11 protein-coding genes and 1 pseudogene are annotated in these 16,999 nt (G+C 64.0%); 4 read left to right on the plus strand and 8 right to left on the minus strand.

Annotated features, from left to right (window positions below):
- Positions 1-76: 76 nt before the first annotated feature.
- Positions 77-994 carry an IS5 family transposase gene (locus ACPW74_RS18175; RefSeq protein ID WP_336580497.1) on the plus strand — a complete coding sequence of 306 codons (918 nt, stop codon included), beginning with the start codon at positions 77-79 and terminating at the stop codon, positions 992-994.
- A gap of 46 nt (positions 995-1,040) precedes the next feature.
- Here the strand turns inward: ACPW74_RS18175 and ACPW74_RS18180 are convergent.
- The 7 genes and pseudogenes from ACPW74_RS18180 to ACPW74_RS18210 all read right to left on the minus strand — a co-directional run.
- Positions 1,041-1,271 (minus strand): annotated as a pseudogene (locus ACPW74_RS18180) (transposase); the annotation flags it as partial.
- 455 nt (positions 1,272-1,726) lie between these two features.
- Positions 1,727-3,787 carry an exodeoxyribonuclease V subunit alpha gene (recD, locus tag ACPW74_RS18185; RefSeq protein WP_279982053.1) on the minus strand — a complete coding sequence of 687 codons (2,061 nt, stop codon included), beginning with the start codon at positions 3,785-3,787 and terminating at the stop codon, positions 1,727-1,729.
- A gap of 8 nt (positions 3,788-3,795) precedes the next feature.
- Complete coding sequence (recB, locus tag ACPW74_RS18190) at positions 3,796-7,410, minus strand: exodeoxyribonuclease V subunit beta (protein WP_279982054.1); 3,615 nt, start codon at positions 7,408-7,410, stop codon at positions 3,796-3,798.
- Entirely contained in the window at positions 7,410-10,766 is a 3,357-nt protein-coding gene (recC, locus tag ACPW74_RS18195) for an exodeoxyribonuclease V subunit gamma (RefSeq protein WP_425858424.1), read from the minus strand. Before recC ends, recB begins: the two co-directional genes overlap by 1 nt.
- Positions 10,767-10,998: 232 nt before the next feature.
- Positions 10,999-11,391 carry a DoxX family protein gene (locus ACPW74_RS18200; RefSeq protein ID WP_010675909.1) on the minus strand — a complete coding sequence of 131 codons (393 nt, stop codon included), beginning with the start codon at positions 11,389-11,391 and terminating at the stop codon, positions 10,999-11,001.
- Positions 11,392-11,474: 83 nt separating this feature from the next.
- Positions 11,475-12,161 carry a pirin family protein gene (locus ACPW74_RS18205; RefSeq protein ID WP_010675910.1) on the minus strand — a complete coding sequence of 229 codons (687 nt, stop codon included), beginning with the start codon at positions 12,159-12,161 and terminating at the stop codon, positions 11,475-11,477.
- A gap of 30 nt (positions 12,162-12,191) precedes the next feature.
- Positions 12,192-12,524, minus strand: a complete 333-nt coding sequence (locus ACPW74_RS18210) for a hypothetical protein (RefSeq protein ID WP_128272493.1) — start codon at positions 12,522-12,524, stop codon at positions 12,192-12,194.
- 257 nt (positions 12,525-12,781) lie between these two features.
- Between ACPW74_RS18210 and ACPW74_RS18215 the strand changes: the two genes are divergently transcribed.
- On the plus strand, positions 12,782-13,696 hold the full coding sequence (locus ACPW74_RS18215; protein ID WP_279982059.1) for a LysR family transcriptional regulator: 915 nt from the start codon (positions 12,782-12,784) through the stop codon (positions 13,694-13,696).
- Positions 13,697-14,139: 443 nt separating this feature from the next.
- A complete protein-coding gene (locus tag ACPW74_RS18220; RefSeq protein WP_010675913.1) occupies positions 14,140-14,904 on the plus strand; it encodes a helix-turn-helix domain-containing protein in 765 nt (254 codons plus the stop codon).
- Between the two features lie 48 nt (positions 14,905-14,952).
- Here the strand turns inward: ACPW74_RS18220 and ACPW74_RS18225 are convergent, their stop codons facing one another.
- Positions 14,953-15,765, minus strand: coding sequence for a UTRA domain-containing protein (locus ACPW74_RS18225; RefSeq protein WP_161646905.1), 813 nt, complete (start codon positions 15,763-15,765; stop codon positions 14,953-14,955).
- A 183-nt stretch (positions 15,766-15,948) separates the two neighbouring features.
- On the opposite strand from ACPW74_RS18225, the gene ACPW74_RS18230 reads away from it, so the two are divergent.
- On the plus strand, positions 15,949-16,995 hold the full coding sequence (locus ACPW74_RS18230; RefSeq protein ID WP_010675915.1) for an ABC transporter substrate-binding protein: 1,047 nt from the start codon (positions 15,949-15,951) through the stop codon (positions 16,993-16,995).
- The last annotated feature ends 4 nt before the right edge of the window (positions 16,996-16,999 follow it).

Here is a 16,999-nt window from a genome sequence, read left to right on the forward strand (position 1 = left end):
GCCTTGTTGCTCAAATCGGGGAACTATCTGACATCTCGGTGATCTGATCCTGTAGCGCAGTCTCCGAGAGCATCAGATGGGCAAGTCCAAGCACAAGATCAGCAACTGGCAGCAGTACAACCAAGCCTTGGTGCAACGCGGTTCGTTGACCATCTGGATGGACGAACAAGCCATTAAGCAGTGGCATTGCCTGGTCCACCATGGCCGCCGAGGGAGAGGTTTCCACTACAGTGACACCGCCATTGAGACGGCCCTGATGCTAAAAGGCTTGTTCAAGTTGCCGCTGCGGGCGCTAGAAGGCTTCATTAACTCGTTGTTCCAACTGATGGCGGTGCCTTTGCAGTCGCCGGACTATAGCTGTATCAGCAAGCGCGCCAAGACCGTCGACATCAAGTACCGCGTCCCCAGCCAAGGCCCGGTGGCTCACTTGGTCATTGATGCCACCGGCCTCAAGGTCTATGGCGAAGGCGAATGGAAAATTCGCAAACACGGCAAGGAGAAGCGACGAGTGTGGCGCAAGCTCCACTTGGCGGTGGATGCCACAACCCATGCGGTCATCGCTGCCGAAGTCAGCCTGGAGACGGTGGCGGATAACGAGGTGTTACCGACGTTGCTCAACCCCTTACGACGCAAGATAAAACAGGTCAGCGCCGATGGTGCGTATGACACCAAGGCCTGTCATGCGCTACTGAAGAAGAAGGGGGCGAAAGCCACCATACCGCCGAGAAAAAATGCGGCACCGTGGGAGGAAGGCCATCCCCGCAACGAGGCGGTGACGGCGCTCAAGGCCGGTGAACTGAAGCAATGGAAGAAAGACTCCGGCTATCACCAGCGCTCGATAGCCGAGACCGCCATGTACCGGTTCAAGCAACTCATCGGGCCAACGCTGAGCCTGCGGAACTACAACGCCCAGGTGGGCGAAATCCTGGCTGGCGTGAAGGTGATGAACAAGCTGACAGGGCTTGGTATGCCTGTTCGCCAGCCAGTGAATTGAGTGGTATCAACGGGTTGGGGAACGGCCATCCAGCGACGGATTTGATCAACAACGCCTCGCTCAGGTTGTACCAATGCTGCATGCAGTGAATGCGTAACATGGTTTCCAGCGGATAAGGTCGCCGGCCATTACCAGCCTTGGGGTAAAACGGCTCGATGACTTCCACCATGTTTTGCCATGGCAGAATCTGCTCCATGCGGGACAAGAAAATCTCTTTTCTGGTCTGACGGCGCTTACTGCTGAATTCACTGTCGGCGAAGGTAAGTTGATGACTCATGATGAACCCTGTTCCATGGCTCCAGATGACAAACATGATCTCATATCAGGGACTTGTTCGCACCTTCCTTAGCTCATCAACATAATATTTATAACTTTCAATGTTCATGTTAAAGGATGACATGTCAAAACCTATTTGAGGTTCGAAACCAGCATACTCTAAGATGTTAGATAACGTATATGAGAATAAATCCGCCTCATTGACAGCGGAGATAAAAGCTTTCTTAACAGCCTTTAAATAAATGTTTCCATTTAACTTCCGCCCCATGTAACAATAGCTACCCCGAGAACTCCTACTTGGAAATCGGTCAGTTAGTGAGGTGGAAATTGCAATCACATGTTGGTTGTTATTTACAGCATCTCTCGCCAACATTGACAACTGCCTGCTCTTCCCTGAGCCATTATCCCCTGTATATATTGTGATCATGTAACCCTCTAAATATATTTCCGATTATATTAAATCTTATCCCCCAACCTCTCCGCCAATCCGGAATACCGCTCGGTCTTTTTCCGCACTGCCTGTGCCAGCAGGGCGCGATCGCCGTAGAGATCGAGTCGGGCCTTGGCGCGGGTGATGCCGGTATAGACCAGCTCACGGGTCAGGAGCGGGCTGGGGCTGTCGGGCAACACCAGCACGGTATGGGCAAACTCGGAGCCCTGGGATTTGTGGATGGTCATGGCGTAGACCGTCTCATGGGGGGGCAACCGGCTGGGCAGCAGGGCCCGCAGGGTGCCGTCCGGCTGCTCGAACCATACCTTGAGGCGGCCGGTGTCATCGGGCAGGCAGAGCCCCATGTCGCCGTTGTAGAGGCCCACCCCGTGGTCGTTGCGCACCACCATCACCGGGCGGCCCGCATACCAGTCGCCATCACGCTGGATCAGCCCTGCCTTGGCGAGGGCCAGTTCGAGGCGCTCGTTGAGCCCCGTCACCCCGAAGGGGCCGTCCCGCAGGGCGCAGAGGATCTGGAAGCCGTTGAACGCCTTGAACACCGCCGCCGGATCCTCGCCGGCCCGGGCCGCCTTGAGGTAGCTGCCATAACCGGCCACCCCCTCGGCAATCAGGGCGTTGTAGGCCTCCCCCGCCCAGGGGTGCAGGCGGATGTCGCCAAATCCTGCGCCCCAGACCGCCTCCACCGCCGCCCCGTCGCCGCTGTTGCAGGCCCGCGCCAACTGGCCGATGCCCGAATGCTGGTCAAAGCGCCAGCTCTTGGAGAGCAAACAGAGGCTGTCGCGCACGCTGGCCCCCGCCGGCGTGCCTTGCAGGCGATAGCCGGTCTGGCGGGAGAGCCAGTGTGCCTGGGCGGGGCTGATGCCCTGTTCGATAAAGCCGCAGATATCCCCGAGCACGGCCCCCGCCTCCACCGAGGCGAGCTGATCCTTGTCGCCGAGCAGGATGAGGCGGGCGTGGCGGGGCAGCGCATCCAGCAGGCGCGCCATCATGGGCAGGTCCACCATGGAGGCCTCATCCACCACCAGCAGGTCGAGGTGCAGCGGGTTGCCTCTGTGATGGCGGAACTGGCTGCGCCCCGGAATGACCCCGAGCAGCCGGTGCAGGGTGCCCGCCTCGGTGGGGATGGCCTGTACCCACTCGGGGGGCAGATCCAGGGCCTGCAGGGCAGCGCCGATACTCTCGGTCAGACGCGCCGCCGCCTTGCCGGTGGGCGCCACCAGCCGGATCGCCGGGGCCTTGCCCCCTTGCAGGCCGGTCTCCACCAGGATGGCGAGGAGCTTGGCCACCGTGGTGGTCTTGCCGGTGCCGGGGCCGCCGGAGATGACCGCGAAGGGGCGCGCCGCCGCCGTGGCCGCCGCCAGCTTCTGGCCGTTGCAGCAGAGCGCCTCGGGCACCAGGGTATCCAGCCGCTCCAGCTCGCTGGCCGCCTGGGCGCTTTTTAGCAGGGTCTCCACGGCGGGCCACTCCACCTCATGGGGAAAGACCAGATCCAGGTACTTCTCCACAAAGTGGCGGACGGAGAAATCCGGTGCGAGGCGGGCCTTGAGCAGGGCCCCGAACACCAGGCCGTAGTCGCGGGCAAAGAGGCGTGACAGGGCCGGGGCAATCTCCGGCCATTCGGCCCGTTCACTCAAGGCGCTAAGGTGGCGGGCCACCCCCAGCTCAAAGTCGTGGTAGCGGGTGAGGTAGAGGCGATCCCCCCAGAGTCGCAGGGGCCAGCGGGGGGCCTCTCCCTCCTCCTGTTCGCTCCCCACCAGGGGGCTGGCCGCAAAGAGGGCGGGCCAGCTTGCAGGATCCGCGAGATCCGCCAGCAGATCCCGGCTCTGATCCGGATCCAGCCCGAAGGGGCGCGAGGATCCCTGCCCGTCACCGCCCTGAGCGAGCATCGCCAGCGGCAGGCAGACATGGCCGCGCCCCAGCTCATGGCAGGCGAGCGCGGCCCCCAGCACCAGCTCGGGGCTGCCGCCCAGGTCGGCCACCAGCCTGGCAAATTGCAGGTCAAGCTGGCGGATGCGCCCCGCCAGCGCCAAGGCTTTCAGCCGCTCTATCATGGTTTCGCCCTTCATCTCGCCCCTCATGCCTCTGCCTTGTTCGATTTCTCTAAACGATGATCGTCAGATGTCACACCTTTACTAAACAACTCGTCCAGCCCCAGCACCAGTTCCCGGCTGGGCCTGGCATGGAAAATGCCCCCCTGGGGCATGCCGCGCAGGAAGAGATAGAAGACCCCGCCAAAATGCCGGTCGAAATCGTAGCCCGGCAGCCGCAAGGCGAGCAGCCGATGCAGCGCCAGCGAATAGAGCTGGTATTGCAGATCGTAGCGATGCTCGCGCATGGCCCGCTCCAGGGCCGGGCGGCCGTAATCGGCGGGGCTCATGCCAAGGTGGTTCGATTTGTAGTCGAGCAGATACCAGCGCCCCTGCCACTCGAACACCAGGTCGATGAAGCCCTTGAGCATCCCCTGCACGGTGGCAAAACCGAGCGGCTTGCCGTCCCGCGACAGGGGGTCGTGCTGCTGGCAGAGTGCGGTCAGCGCCGGTGCCGTCACCCGCCCCATGGGCAGGAAGAACTCCAGCTCCACCTGTTTGCGCTCGGGGGCCAGATCCCGCAGCCGCACCGGATCTCCAAGGCCGGTCTCAAGGGGGGTATCCAGCACCGCCTCCACCTGCTGTTGCAGCACGGGGGCCCAGCCTTCGTCGAACCCCTCCTGGGTCAGCAGGGCGGCGATGTGCTGTGCCAGCGACTCGCCCCCCGCGTGCTCGAAGTCGATGGTCTCGAACAGGCTGTGGAGCAGGGTGCCGGGACGCGCCCCCTTGGGGAAGGTGAAGATGGAAGGGGCGGGCGCCTCCTCTTCCTGCACGGTGACGGCAGCCTCGGTGGCCACCTCGTCGTCGAAGCCGGGGTTGGCCAGCACCCCCTTGCCGTGGCCGTTGCCCTGGGCCGCGAGCCCGGAGTAGGAGCTGATCCACCAGTCCCGCTCAAGCTGCCCCTGGAACGCGCGCACGGTGGGCTCCCCCGGCGTCTCCGCTTCGGCGGGCAGCGGGGCCGGGCGGGTGAGCGAGGGCTCACCGACGGCCACCCCCGGCAGCGCCTGGGCCAGGTCGGTGAGGGCGGTCGCCAGTGTCCCGGCGTCCCCCTCCTCCCCCTTTTGCAGCAGGTAGCCGATGGCGGTACGGTGCAGGTCGGTCTTCTCCGACTTGCCCGCCCCGGAGCGCACCGGCGCCAGCCCGAGCCAGGTGGCATAGACCCCCCGGGTCAGGGCCACGTAGAGCAGGCGCAAGTCTTCGGCAAGGCGCTCCTTGTCGGCCTCGGCCAGGGACTCCTCGGCACCGGTAAGATCGAGCACGGTGCGATTGCCCGCCTCCCCCGCTTCGTGGAACAGGGGGGTGTCGGCGGCGCGGTGGCTGCAAATGAACGGCAGGAAGACCAGCGGGTACTCCAGCCCCTTGGATTTGTGGATGGTGACGATCTGCACCAGCTTGCGCTCGGATTCCAGGCGAAGTATCTGCTCCCCGTCCTGGCCGTTGGGCTGGCTCACCGCCTCCCCGAGCCAGCGCAGCAGGGCGTACTCCCCGTCCAGCTCGCCGCTCGCCTGTTGCAGCAGCTCGCCGAGATGGAGGAAATTGGTCAGCCGCCGCTCCCCGTAGGGGCTCGCCAGCAGGGAGGCGGCGAGGTTGCGCCCGTGCATCAGGGCCCGCAGCATGGCCAGCACCCCGTGGCGATGCCAGACCGCGCGGTATCCCATGAACTCCTGCACCGCGCTCTCCCAGGCCCGCTCGTCCGAGGCCAGCGCGTCCAGGGCCCTGGCATCGAGATCGAACAGGCCGGTGGCGAGCGCTGCCCCAAGGCTTCGCTCATCGCTCGGGTTCTGGCAGGCGTGCAGGATCAGCAGGATCTCCCGCGCCTCCACCTGGGCCAGCACGCTCTCGCGGTTCGACAGATAGACGGAAGCGATGGCAAGGCGCGCCAGCTCCTGCTGCACCAGCTTGCCCTCGGCGCCGGTGCGCACCAGCACGGCGATATCCCCGGCCCTGACCGGCTCGCTGCCGAGCATCGCCTTGCCCTCCCGGGCCAGCGTGAGCAGGCGATGGATCTCCGCCGCCGTGGCGCGGGCCATACTGCTCTGGTACTCCCCCTTGTTGAAGGTGGGCTGACCGGTGAGCTGCCAGCAGTGCAGCACGGGGGCGCTCTGCCCCTCGATCAGCAGTGCCCGGCTCTTGCCCTGCGCCTCCACCGGCAGGAAAGGGATGTCCGCCTCGTAAATGAAGGGATCCTTCGCCCGCTCGAACAGGCCGTTGACCGCCGCCACCAGAGCGCGGCTTGAGCGCCAGTTGCGCCCCAGGGTGTAGTGGGCGCTCACATTTCGCCGCGCCTGGATGTAGGTAAAGATGTCGGCGCCACGAAAGCCGTAGATGGCCTGCTTGGGGTCGCCGATCATCAGGAGCGCCGTGTCCTGGTGACCGCCGTAAAGGCGGTGGAAGATGCGGTACTGCTGGGGGTCGGTATCCTGGAATTCATCGATCATGGCGACCCGGTAGGTGGCGCGGATGCGCTCGCACAGCCGCTCCCCCAGGCCCGAGCCGAGCGCCCCGTCGAGATCCCGCAGAAGATCGTCGAAGGAGAGCTGATGGGCCTGGCGCTTGCTCTCCTGCATCCGGCTGCGCACCACCCTGGCCGCCCGCTGCAAGACGAGATCCCGGATGCCGGGTCGGCTCGCCAGCAGGGCGTCTATCTCGCCAAAGAGCGGCAGGGTGGGCACCGTTCCCCCCTTCTTGAGGTTCTCCTCCAGCGCCTGCTGGCCGAAGCGCTCCAGCTCCTTGGGCAGGACGTAGCCGCTGGTCTCGTCCTGCGCCCAGTCGCCAATCTTGGCAAGCCAGCCCTCATAGTTCTTGCCGGTGTAACGGCTGATCTGCCCCTCGGTCTGGCGGCGGATCTCGTCCGTCTGCGCCAGCCACCCGGCTTTCACCGCCCCGATGCGGGCCATGGCGACGCTGTGCCGCGCCGCCAGGGTCTCGTCCCCCGCCACCGGGCGGATCTCCAGCTCGTCGTTGTCGAGCCAGCTCCCCATCTCCCGCAGCAGGGCGGCGGGGCTCGGCCAGAGCCTTCGCACCGCCCGGGCCAGGGGCTGATCCACCGGATAGAACTCGGCGCGCCAGTAGTCACTCACCGCCTGCAGCCGGAGCCGGCTGTCGTCGGTCAAAAATTCGGTTTCAAAGAGGGCGCCCGACTCGAAGGCGTTCTGCCTGAGCATCCGCTGGCAGAAGCCGTGGATGGTGAAAACCGCGGCCTCGTCCATCTGCCGCTCGGCGGCCAGCAGGCGACGGGCCGCCAGATCGTGATCCTCCACCTCCACCAGCAGTTGGGCCAGCAGGGTATCCGTGCTGTGACCGCGCATAAAGGCGAGACGCGCCTCGTGGATGCGGGCGCGGATCCGCCCCCTCAGTTCGGCGGTGGCCGCCTCGGTAAAGGTCACCACCAGGATCTCGGTCACCGACAGGGGCCGCTCGTGGGCACAGGGCTGACCGGCGTCTCCCCCCTCCTCGCCTGCTTGTTCGATAACCGGGCCGTGGCCCAGCAAGAGGCGCAGATAGAGGCCCGCGATGGTATAGGTCTTGCCGGTCCCGGCGGAGGCCTCGATCAGCCGCTCGCCATAGAGGGGGAAACGCAGGGGATTGAGCGGGTTAGCCATTATTGCAACTCCTCCAGCGCCTGATGGAGCGGGGTCAGGTGTTCACGGGCCAGCCCCTGCAACTGGGCCAGCACCTCGTCATCGAGTTCCGGGAAGCAGCGGGCGACATAGACGTCCTGCCCCTCTCCCGTCACCATGTAGCCGCCGTTGAAGCGGGCAAGCGCCGCCTTGTCGGCCTCCTCCGGCTTTGCCGGATCCTTCTCGATCGCCCTGAGCCACTCCCAGGCGGTGCTCGGGAAGAAGGGCAGCGGCCGCTTCATCCCCTGGGTCCAGAGGGCCACCAGGGCCGCCAACCTGGGCCGCGCCTCGTCCGTCGCAAGCCTTGGCAGCCGCAGACTCTGTTTGGCATCGAACAGCAGGGTGTCGCCGGGGGCGCTGCTCAATGAGAGGCAAAGGTGCTGGATCCAGGCCAGCAGCAGATCCTTGCCGTTGAAGCTGCCGGGTTTGACCACCAGCGCTCGTCCCTTCTGGGTGTCTATCCAGCCCTGGAGCTGCCCCTGGGCCAGGGCGATGTCGATCTCCACCGCCTGTTTGTCCCCCGTCCAGGGACGCAGCCGCGCCGCCAGCTTGCCCATCTCGCCGTCGATCTCCTCCAGCAGCAGGCTGCCGAACCACCCTTGCGGCAACAGGCCGGAGAGTTGCAGCCGGTGGCGACGGGCCTCGCTCTCCCCTTCGGTCAGATGGGCATCCAGCAGCAGCGCCTTGAGCTGATAATGCTGCAGGCCGTCCAGCTCGAAGGGCTCACTGTCTTCGATGGTCGCCTCCTCCAGCTCGAACCACACCTTGAGGCGGCGGTTGAGGAAGTACCTGGCTGGCTGGCGATAGAAGCGCAGCAGCTCCGCCAGCTCCAGCCCCTGCTCCCTGCCCCACTCCGCGGGCAGGGGCAGATCGCCGCTCTGGAAGTTGGCGGCCCCCCGCTCCGGGCTCAGGGCCGGCAGCCAGTCGGCGGCATAGGTGAAGAGACCGGAGCCGGGTTCGGGGTAAAAGTAGGCCGGGCTGTAGGGGGTGAGGGGGTGCGCCACGATAAGGTGTTCGAGCAGCCGCTGGCCCGAGGTGTCATCGTCGAGATCTTCATCCCCCGCCAGCACGAAGCCCTGGCGCACATAGTCGATGAGCTCCGCCAGCAGCACGGAGGGCACCTTCTCGCTGTTGTCCTGGGCGCTGAACCCCTGATAGCTGATGTAGAGCCCCTGCTGGGCACTGAGGAGCGCCTCGAGGAAGAGGTAGCGGTCGTCATCCCGGCGGGATCGGTCCCCGCGCCGCGAGGCCACCGCCATCAGATCGAAGCCCATGGGGGGCAGGGTGCGCGGGTAGACGCCGTCGTTCATGCCGAGCAGGCAGACCTGGCGGAAGGGAATGGAGCGCATCGGCATCAGGGTGCAGAAGTTGACCTGACCGGCGAGGAATCGCTGGCTGGAGCGGGACTCCCCCAGCACGCTGCCGAGGTAGTCCTGCAACAGATCGGCACTGATGGCCTGCTCGAAGCGGGCCTCGCCGAGCTGGGCCTGCCAGTCGGTGAGCTGGCTGCGGATGAGCTGGAGCTGGCGCTCTTCATCCTCGTCGGCGAGGTAGAAGCGCTCCAGCAGCGCCAGCAGGCAGGCGTGCCACTCGGCCAGCGGCTGCGCCTGTTGCAGCCGGGGCAGAAACTCCGCCAGGGAGTCGACGAACCAGGCGAGCTTGCCGAGGATCAGCCCCTGCTGCCCCTCGATGTCCGCATAGGGCAGGATCCCCGCCACCGGCTCCCCGTCCCCCATGGCAAAGCCCAGCAGCATGCGCCTCAGGCCGAACAGCCAACTGTTGCCGGACAGACGCGGCAGCGCGAAGCGCTCGGGATAGTCGTCATCCAGCCCCCAGCGGATGCCGGTCTCCTGCACCCAGCGCCGCAGCACGTTGAACTCGTCGTCGTCCAGCTCGAAGCGGCGCAGCACGGCGGGCACCTCCAGGATGGCGAGCAGCTCCCCCGCCCCGAAGCGGGCGTTCGGCAGCCTGAGCAGGGCGAGGAAACTTTGCAGCAACGGGCTCTCCTGGCTCGCCGCCCGCTCGGAGATCGCAAAGGGGATCTGGCCGCGGGCCCCGCTCCGCCCCTTGCCGCCCTCCTTGCCAAAGACGGCCTGGATGTAGGGGCCGTAGCTGTTGACGTCCGGCATCATCACCACCACGTCTTTGGGGGTGAGGGTGGGATCCTGCTCGAACAGGGCCAGCAGCCGGTCGTGCAGCACCTCGAGCTCCCGCATGGGGCCGTGGCAGGCGTGGATCTGCAGGGTGCCGTCATCCAGGCTGACAGGGCTCTTGTGGTGGCTGGCATCGAGATTGAACTCGCCGGCCCCCCGTTCCGCCAGCTCCAGCACGTCTTTCTGGATGGCCCGCAGCAAGGTGACCTTGCCCTCATCGTCGCGATCCTCGATGTCGACGAAGGCCTCGATCTGCGGCACCTCCAGCTCCATCAGCTGGTGCAGGTAGTCGCGCCCCAGCTTGCCCATGGAGGCGAGCAAGGGGTTGGCGGGGCCCTGCAGGGTCTCGAGATCCGTGCCGGGCTTGAGCTTGTTTTCGAGGCGCGCCAGGGTCTTGCGATCGAGCAAGTCCCCCCAGTAGTAGCGGCAGGGGTTGGTCACAAACAGGTGCACCTCCACCTCGGGGCGGCTGCCGAGGGCCAGCAGGGCCTCCACATAGCGGGGCGGCAGGGCCGAGATGCCGAACACGAAGACCCGTTGCGGCAGCCTGCCCGGCAGATCCCGGGTGCGCTCCAGCTCGTGGATGAAGGCCTCGTAGAGGTTGGCGCGGTGGTAGCCGCTGGGGCTGAGGGCCAGGGTGCGGGCCACCAGCTCGCGCCAGAGTTCGGGCTGCCAATCCTGACCGCTCACTCCGGCCAGCTCCTGGCTCAATCCTTCCCCCTCTTCCCAGCGGGCGATCCAGTCCGGCCGGTAGACCAGATACTGGTCGAACAGATCCGCCACCTTCTGGCAGAGCTGCCAGAGCCGCACCTGCTCCGGCGCCGCCCCGTCACGGCCCCCCAGATAGGCCGCGAGGGGCGCAAAGGCGGGTCTGCCGAGCAGAGTGGGCAGAATGGTCATCAGGTGCCAGCTCATGGCCCCCTTGTTGTAGGGGCTCTGGCGCGGCACGTCCGCCAGCACCCGGGTAAACATCTCCCAGATGAAACTCGCGGGCAGGGGAAAATCGATGTTGGCGGCGATGCCGAACGCCTTGGCCAGCTCCAGCTTGAGCCACTGGGCCATGCCGGGACTCTGCACCAGGATCTGCTCCCGATCGAAGGGGTGGGAGAGCGGAGCCTGCCGGATGCGGCTCACCAGCAGCTCTTTGAGCAGGTCCAGCTGATTGGAGTGGTAGAGGGTAAACATGGACGACTCCCGCCAATTTCATGAAGAGGGGGTGCGCGGGGGAACACTCTCTGGCATTCCCGTCACGGCACGCGAATCGGGATTGTCGGGGATCGGGGGATAAGATGCAAAAGGCACTTGTGGCGTCCGGACTGCGCGCCGTCACACAGATGGCATCCCCGGGAAGCGGGCACAAAAAAGCCGGTGCAGGGCACCGGCCAAAAGGCGTTGGAAAACTTGAAACGTCAGGGTATTACCAGTGCTTGCCGAGGCGGGCATCCAGGCTGAAAGCCCCTGCACCGGCCGCCGCCAGGGCCAGGAAACCACCGGCCACGGAGACGTTCTTCATGAACATCAGCATCTGCATCTGCTCGGCAGGCTGATAGTGGAAGATGAAGGCGGCCATCAGGGTGAAACCGGCCAGCAGCACGGAGAGGCTGCGGGTAAACAGGCCCAGCATGATGGCAAGACCGCCACCCAGCTCCAGCAGGATCACCAGGGGCAGCATGAACCCGGGCACACCCATGGCTTCCATGTAACCCTGGGTACCGGCGTAACCGCCGATCTTGCCCCAGCCAGCCATCACGAACATCAGTGCCAGCAGTACACGACCCACCAGCAGTGCCACATCTTTCATCTTGTCCATCGTCATATTCCTTTGCTTACCATCATGGTATTTACAGTGTAAAAGCTAATTGTTAACTCATTCATTTCGCCAAGATTTTTCTATCAAGGCAGGTCAAACAGCAGGGCTTCACTCCCCCTGGAGGCGGTGAGCACCCAGCTCGACTCGTCGCGGCTGAGCAGCCCGTCGCCGGGTCGGGCAGCCAGACCGTTGCCGGTCAGCTCCCCTGAAATCATGTGCAGGTAACCATGACGCCCTTGCAGTGCCCACTCCAGGGTCTCCCCTTCTGCGAGCTGCAGACGCCACACTCTGGCCTGCTGGCGGATCCTGAAGGATCCCGCCTCGCCGTCCGGTGACGCCACCAGCGTCATCCCGGGCTTGTTTTCAATCTTCTTCTGCTGATAACCCGGGGTCGTGCCGTGTTCATTCGGCTCGATCCAGATTTGCAGCAGGGAGAGCGGCTCGGTCTGCGAGGGGTTGTACTCGCTGTGCCGGATGCCGGACCCTGCGCTCATCAGCTGGAAATCCCCCGCCGGGATCTGCTCGGCGTGGCCGAGGCTGTCCTTGTGCTCTATGGTGCCTTGCAGCACGCAGGTGAGGATCTCCATGTTGGCGTGAGGGTGGGTCGCGAAACCGCCACCCGGCGCCACCCGATCCTGATTGATGACCCGCAGGGCAGAGTGTCCCATCCATTCCGGGTCATAGTAGTGACCGAAGGAGAAGCTGTGACGGGCATCCAGCCAGCCAAAGTTGGCCTTGCCCCGTGCTTCTGCGGCTCTCAATTTCATCATGGTGTGCTCCTCACTGACCAAGTTGGTTCATTAACGCTGGCGACCGTCACCCAGACCGAAGGGGATGCGGTAGCTGCTGCTTTCGTTGCCCAGGCTCACCGTCAGCTTGCCCTGGGTACGGCTCGGGATGGCGACCTGCTGGGTGCCGATCAGGTTGGCGTGGACGGAAGCCAGCAGATCACCGGACTCGTCGCGCACCTCCAGCATGGGGTTGGCCTTGCCGTCCATCGCGGCGGTGGCGCTCCAGTTGACGAACAGCACGCCCGGGGCGGCATTGAAGTCAGCGGGAACGGAAGCCTGGGCGGCACCTGCGGTCATCAGGCCTGCAACGGCCAGCATCTTGATTGCGTTTTTCATGTTCATTCACTCTCTTGGGTTTTATGTCATTGCCAAGGCCCCTTGGGCCCGAATCAATGCATCCATGCAAGAGATCATTCAAATACTATGTTGTTCTTTTGCTGACATCAGACATCGTGTTTGGGGATGTCTCAGCCCGGAACTACCTTTTATTTGGCTGCCAGGCGTTCCTGCCTAAGCGTTGATTGAATATTAAAGTGACTTCCCCTAAGTTGTTAGCGAGATAATCTGGTAAACACATTCAAAAAAATTGAAGGTTGGATATGGCCAAGGAATCGAACAAGGAGCGGGCGCTGACCCTGGAGGCGATCCGGGTGCTGGACACCATCGACCGTCGTGGCAGCTTCGCGGCGGCGGCCGACGAGCTGGGCAAGGTGCCTTCGGCGCTGAGCTACACGGTACAAAAGCTGGAAGACGAGCTGGACGCCATGCTGTTCGACCGCAGCGGCCACAGGACCAAGTTCACCCCGGCGGGCCGCATGCTGCTGGAGCGGGGCCGGGTGCTGCTGGAGGCGGCCGAGCACCTGGTGGGGGAGACCCGGGCCCTCTCCCGTGGCTGGGAGACCGACATCACCATCGCCGTCGATGCCTTGATGCCGGTACAGGCTCTCTACCCCCTGGTGGATCGGCTGGCCGAACAGACCGATACCCGGCTGAGGTTTCGCGCCGAGGTGCTGGCGGGCAGTTGGGAGTGCCTGGAAGATGGCCGCGCCGACCTGCTCATCTCCTCCCTCAATGCCGATATCGCCATGACCGGCATCAAGCACCAGGTGCTCAGGGAGGAGGTGATGCTCTACGTCGCCCACCCCGATCACCCCCTGCATCAGGAACCCGAGCCCCTGGCGGACGAGACCCTGCGCCGCTATCGCGCCATCGCGGTGGCCGACACGGCGCTGCGCAAGCCGGTGCTCACCTACCGCCTGCTCGACAAGCAGCCGCGCCTGACCGTCAGCACCATGGGGGAGAAGCGGGACGCCCTGCTGGCGGGGCTCGGCATCGGCACCATGCCGCAACGCTGGATTGAAGAGGACATCAAGGCGGGCAGACTCAAGGTGATCAGTCCCGAATATCGCCACCAGATCCAGGTCGTGCTGGCCTGGCGGCGAGACACCATGGGCAAGGCCAAGAGCTGGCTGGTGCGGGAGATCCCCAAGCTGTTTGCCGGTCAGGGGGAATAAAGGACTGCCTTCCGGGGTCGGTGGCGCAGGAAGTACCAAAACTGCGCCCCATTCTTGACGACGGGCTCAGATTCGGAGAAAAGAAAAAAAGCGGACCTCTTGCGAGTTCCGCTCAATGCCAGGAAAGAATAAAACCTTGCGGTTAAAAAAACCCTTAAATTGGAAGCAAACAATCGTTTTCTCAACCAGGAAGGTATTGAATCCGATTCGTGTTGAATTATGTGCGATGTAATATGCATCACCAGCAAAATGTTGAAAGGTTGAAGGATATGCACCACCGAGTGTCATTTTCTGCCACCTTGCACCACAACTGGTCAGGCCATTTCCGCCATTATCACCGGGTTACTCTCCTCTGGTTTTTCTAGGTGTCAAAATTTGAGCCCGATACAGACAAACCACTCAATTTCTGACACGACTAAAAATGCAGATAAAGGAATAGTTGCATGACCTACAGCCAGACACTGGCCAATCACATCCTCGACACCCTGAAGAAAACCCTGACCGACAAGGGGATCCGCTATCAGACCCTGGCAGAAGCCATGGGGGTTTCCATCGCCACCGTGAAGCGCATGATGAACAAGCCCTCCTTGCCGTTCGACACCCTGCTGGAGATCTGCCATCTGGTGGGACTCTCCTTCGAAGAGCTGCTGGACCGGACCCAGGATGCCCAGAGCCGCCGGGCCGTCTTCACTCAGGAGCAGGATGAGGCGTTTCACAAGGAGCCGGGGCTCTATGCCTTCCTCGCCAACATCTTCTGGCGCGACAAGACCCTCATCGATCTCAAGCGGGAGTACGGCCTGACCGATGCCTCCTGCTACCTCTATCTGCGCAAGCTGGAGAAGCTCGGCATCCTGCAGCTTGGCATCGACAACAGCTACCACTTCCTCATCAGCGAGCGCATCAGCTTCGAGCAGCACAGCCGCTTCGCCCGCCAGCAGGCGCGCCAGGCCATGTCGGTGCTGGGGGACTATCTGGTGGAGAACATGCACAGGCCCAACAACTACATGGCCCTGTGCCAGCTCCATCTGGGGGAGAGCGAGGCCATGGCGCTGATCGATCGCATGAAGGAGTACTGGCATCAGGAGCTCAAGCTCAACCGCCCCGCCATCGGCCAGCGGGAGGGCAGCAAGACCTACACCATGTCGCTGCAACTGGCCGACTGCGGCTACCAGAGCTTCGACGATCTGATCCCCAACATCGACAACTGATCCCGGTGGATCCTGCGGGATCCGCCATGTCAGGGCGCCAGAACGCCGCTACTCTGCCAGTTGCACCTGCCGCGCGCCGGTGGCGAGCGGTTGCAGTGCCCGGGTATCCAGGCAGATGCGGATGGCGTCCGGTCGCCAGTGCTCGATGTCGCAATCCACCAGCTTCCCCTCCTCGTCATGATTGACCCGCACCAAGCGCAGCACGGCGCTCCCCTGGGCCAGGTTGAGGGCGCGGGCTATCTCTCCCCGGGCCGCCGAGGGGGTGATCTCGAGGCTCGCCCAGCCCTGGCCTATGCCATAGCGCTGCCGGTAAAGCTCGGTGAGGGAGCTGGCCAGAGGAGCGCTGGCGATGCCGGGGAAGCGGCTCGCCAGCAGGTGATGGCTGACGTGCAGCACCGGGCGACCGTCGATCAGCCGCTGGCGGCGGATCTCGTAGAGCGGCGTAAAGGGTTCCAGACCCATCCAGCGGCACAACTCGCTGCTGGCAAGCTGGTTGCCATGGGCCAGCACCCGGGTCTCGGCGGTGCGCTGCTGCTCGCCAATCCACTGGTGAAAGTGGGTGTGGATGGCGGGATCGTAGGTGAGGCGGGGCGGCGCCACGAACCAGCCACGCCGCTCGGCCCGGTAGATGAGGCCGTCCGCCTCGAGGCTGGAGAGCGCCTCCTTGATGGTGATGCGGGTGGTGGCGAATCGCTCGCTCAGGGCCCGTTCGGCGGGCAGCTGCTGCCCCGCCGCCAGGTGTCCGCTGCCGATATAGCGGCGCAGGGTCCGGCAAATCTGTTCGCACTTGGAGGGTATGCGGCCATCGGCCATCCCCTGTTCACTCAATCGCTCTGTCACTGTCACATCCCTGTCGGTCATTCGGGTTTGCACACCACTGGAGTAGACCAGAGGTTGTCGACCCCGAGTTGTAACCGCCCCTGATGACAGCGCCATGACAGGGCGATTGTCACGAAACTGCCATCAAAGCGCCCCGCCACCGTCATATTTCCCCTCTAGCATCCCTCTCGAACCTTAACTGACCTAGTCCAGAGGGATGGGATGATGAAAAGCGTGATCGCAAGTGCACTGGCCCTGGTGGCCATCAGTCAACCGCTGTTTGCCGCCGAGAACATCGCGGATCTCGAAAAAGCCGCCCGCGGTGAGGGCCAGCTCCAGAGCGTCGGCATGCCGGACAGCTGGGCCAACTGGAAGGATACCTGGCAGCAGCTCGGCAGCATCTACGGCATCAAGCATCAGGATACCGACATGAGCTCCGCCCAGGAGATCGCCAAGTTCGCCGCCGAGAAGGCCAATGCCACCGCCGACATCGGCGACGTGGGCGGCGCCTTCGGCCCGGTGGCGGTCAAGCAGGGTGTCACCCAGCCCTACAAGCCCTCCACCTGGGCCGACATTCCCAACTGGGCCAAGGATGCGGATGGCCACTGGATGCTGGCCTATACCGGCACCATCGCCTTCCTGATCAACAAGGATCTGGTCAAGGCCGCCCCCACCAGCTGGCAATCCCTGCTGGGTGGCGACTACAAGGTGACCCTGGGTGACGTGGGCGTCGCCTCCCAGGCCAACAACGGCGTGCTGGCGGCGGCCTATGCCACCGGCGGCAGCGAGAAGAATCTGAAACCCGCCCTGGATCTGTTCGGCAAGCTGGCCAAGCAGGGCCGTCTGTCGCTGAACGACCCGACCATCGCCAACATCGAGAAAGGCGAAGTGGAAGTGGGGGTGCTGTGGGACTTCAACGCCCTCAACTACCGCGACCAGATCGACCCCAAGAAGTTTGATGTGGTGATCCCGAGCGACGGCTCCGTCATCGCCGGCTACACCACCATCATCAACAAGTGGGCCAAGAACCCCAACGCCGCCAAGTTGGCGCGGGAATACATCCTCTCCGATGCAGGTCAAATCAACCTGGCCCGTGGCTACGCCCGCCCCATTCGCAGCAACGTGACCCTGCCGGATGACGTCAAGGCCAAGCTGCTGCCGGCCGAGCAGTATGCCAACGCCAAGCCGGTGCAGGATCACGCCGCCTGGGAGCAGAGCTCCAAGGCCCTGCCGCGCCAGTGGCAGGAAACCGTCATGATCAACATGCAGTAAGGAG

The sequence above is a fragment of the Aeromonas sp. INTO2 genome (genome assembly GCF_049860605.1).
Classification (GTDB): Bacteria; Pseudomonadota; Gammaproteobacteria; order Enterobacterales; family Aeromonadaceae; genus Aeromonas; species Aeromonas caviae.

Excerpts from the sequence above, each read along its gene's own strand:
- ACPW74_RS18175 (WP_336580497.1), top strand. The coding sequence starts at position 77 with ATGGGCAAGTCCAAGCACAAGATCAGCAACTGGCAGCAGTACAACCAA.
- recD (WP_279982053.1), bottom strand. The coding sequence starts at position 3,787 with ATGAAGGGCGAAACCATGATAGAGCGGCTGAAAGCCTTGGCGCTGGCG.
- recB (WP_279982054.1), bottom strand. The coding sequence starts at position 7,410 with ATGGCTAACCCGCTCAATCCCCTGCGTTTCCCCCTCTATGGCGAGCGG.
- recC (WP_425858424.1), bottom strand. The coding sequence starts at position 10,766 with ATGTTTACCCTCTACCACTCCAATCAGCTGGACCTGCTCAAAGAGCTG.
- ACPW74_RS18200 (WP_010675909.1), bottom strand. The coding sequence starts at position 11,391 with ATGGACAAGATGAAAGATGTGGCACTGCTGGTGGGTCGTGTACTGCTG.
- ACPW74_RS18205 (WP_010675910.1), bottom strand. The coding sequence starts at position 12,161 with ATGATGAAATTGAGAGCCGCAGAAGCACGGGGCAAGGCCAACTTTGGC.
- ACPW74_RS18210 (WP_128272493.1), bottom strand. The coding sequence starts at position 12,524 with ATGAACATGAAAAACGCAATCAAGATGCTGGCCGTTGCAGGCCTGATG.
- ACPW74_RS18215 (WP_279982059.1), top strand. The coding sequence starts at position 12,782 with ATGGCCAAGGAATCGAACAAGGAGCGGGCGCTGACCCTGGAGGCGATC.
- ACPW74_RS18220 (WP_010675913.1), top strand. The coding sequence starts at position 14,140 with ATGACCTACAGCCAGACACTGGCCAATCACATCCTCGACACCCTGAAG.
- ACPW74_RS18225 (WP_161646905.1), bottom strand. The coding sequence starts at position 15,765 with ATGACCGACAGGGATGTGACAGTGACAGAGCGATTGAGTGAACAGGGG.
- ACPW74_RS18230 (WP_010675915.1), top strand. The coding sequence starts at position 15,949 with ATGAAAAGCGTGATCGCAAGTGCACTGGCCCTGGTGGCCATCAGTCAA.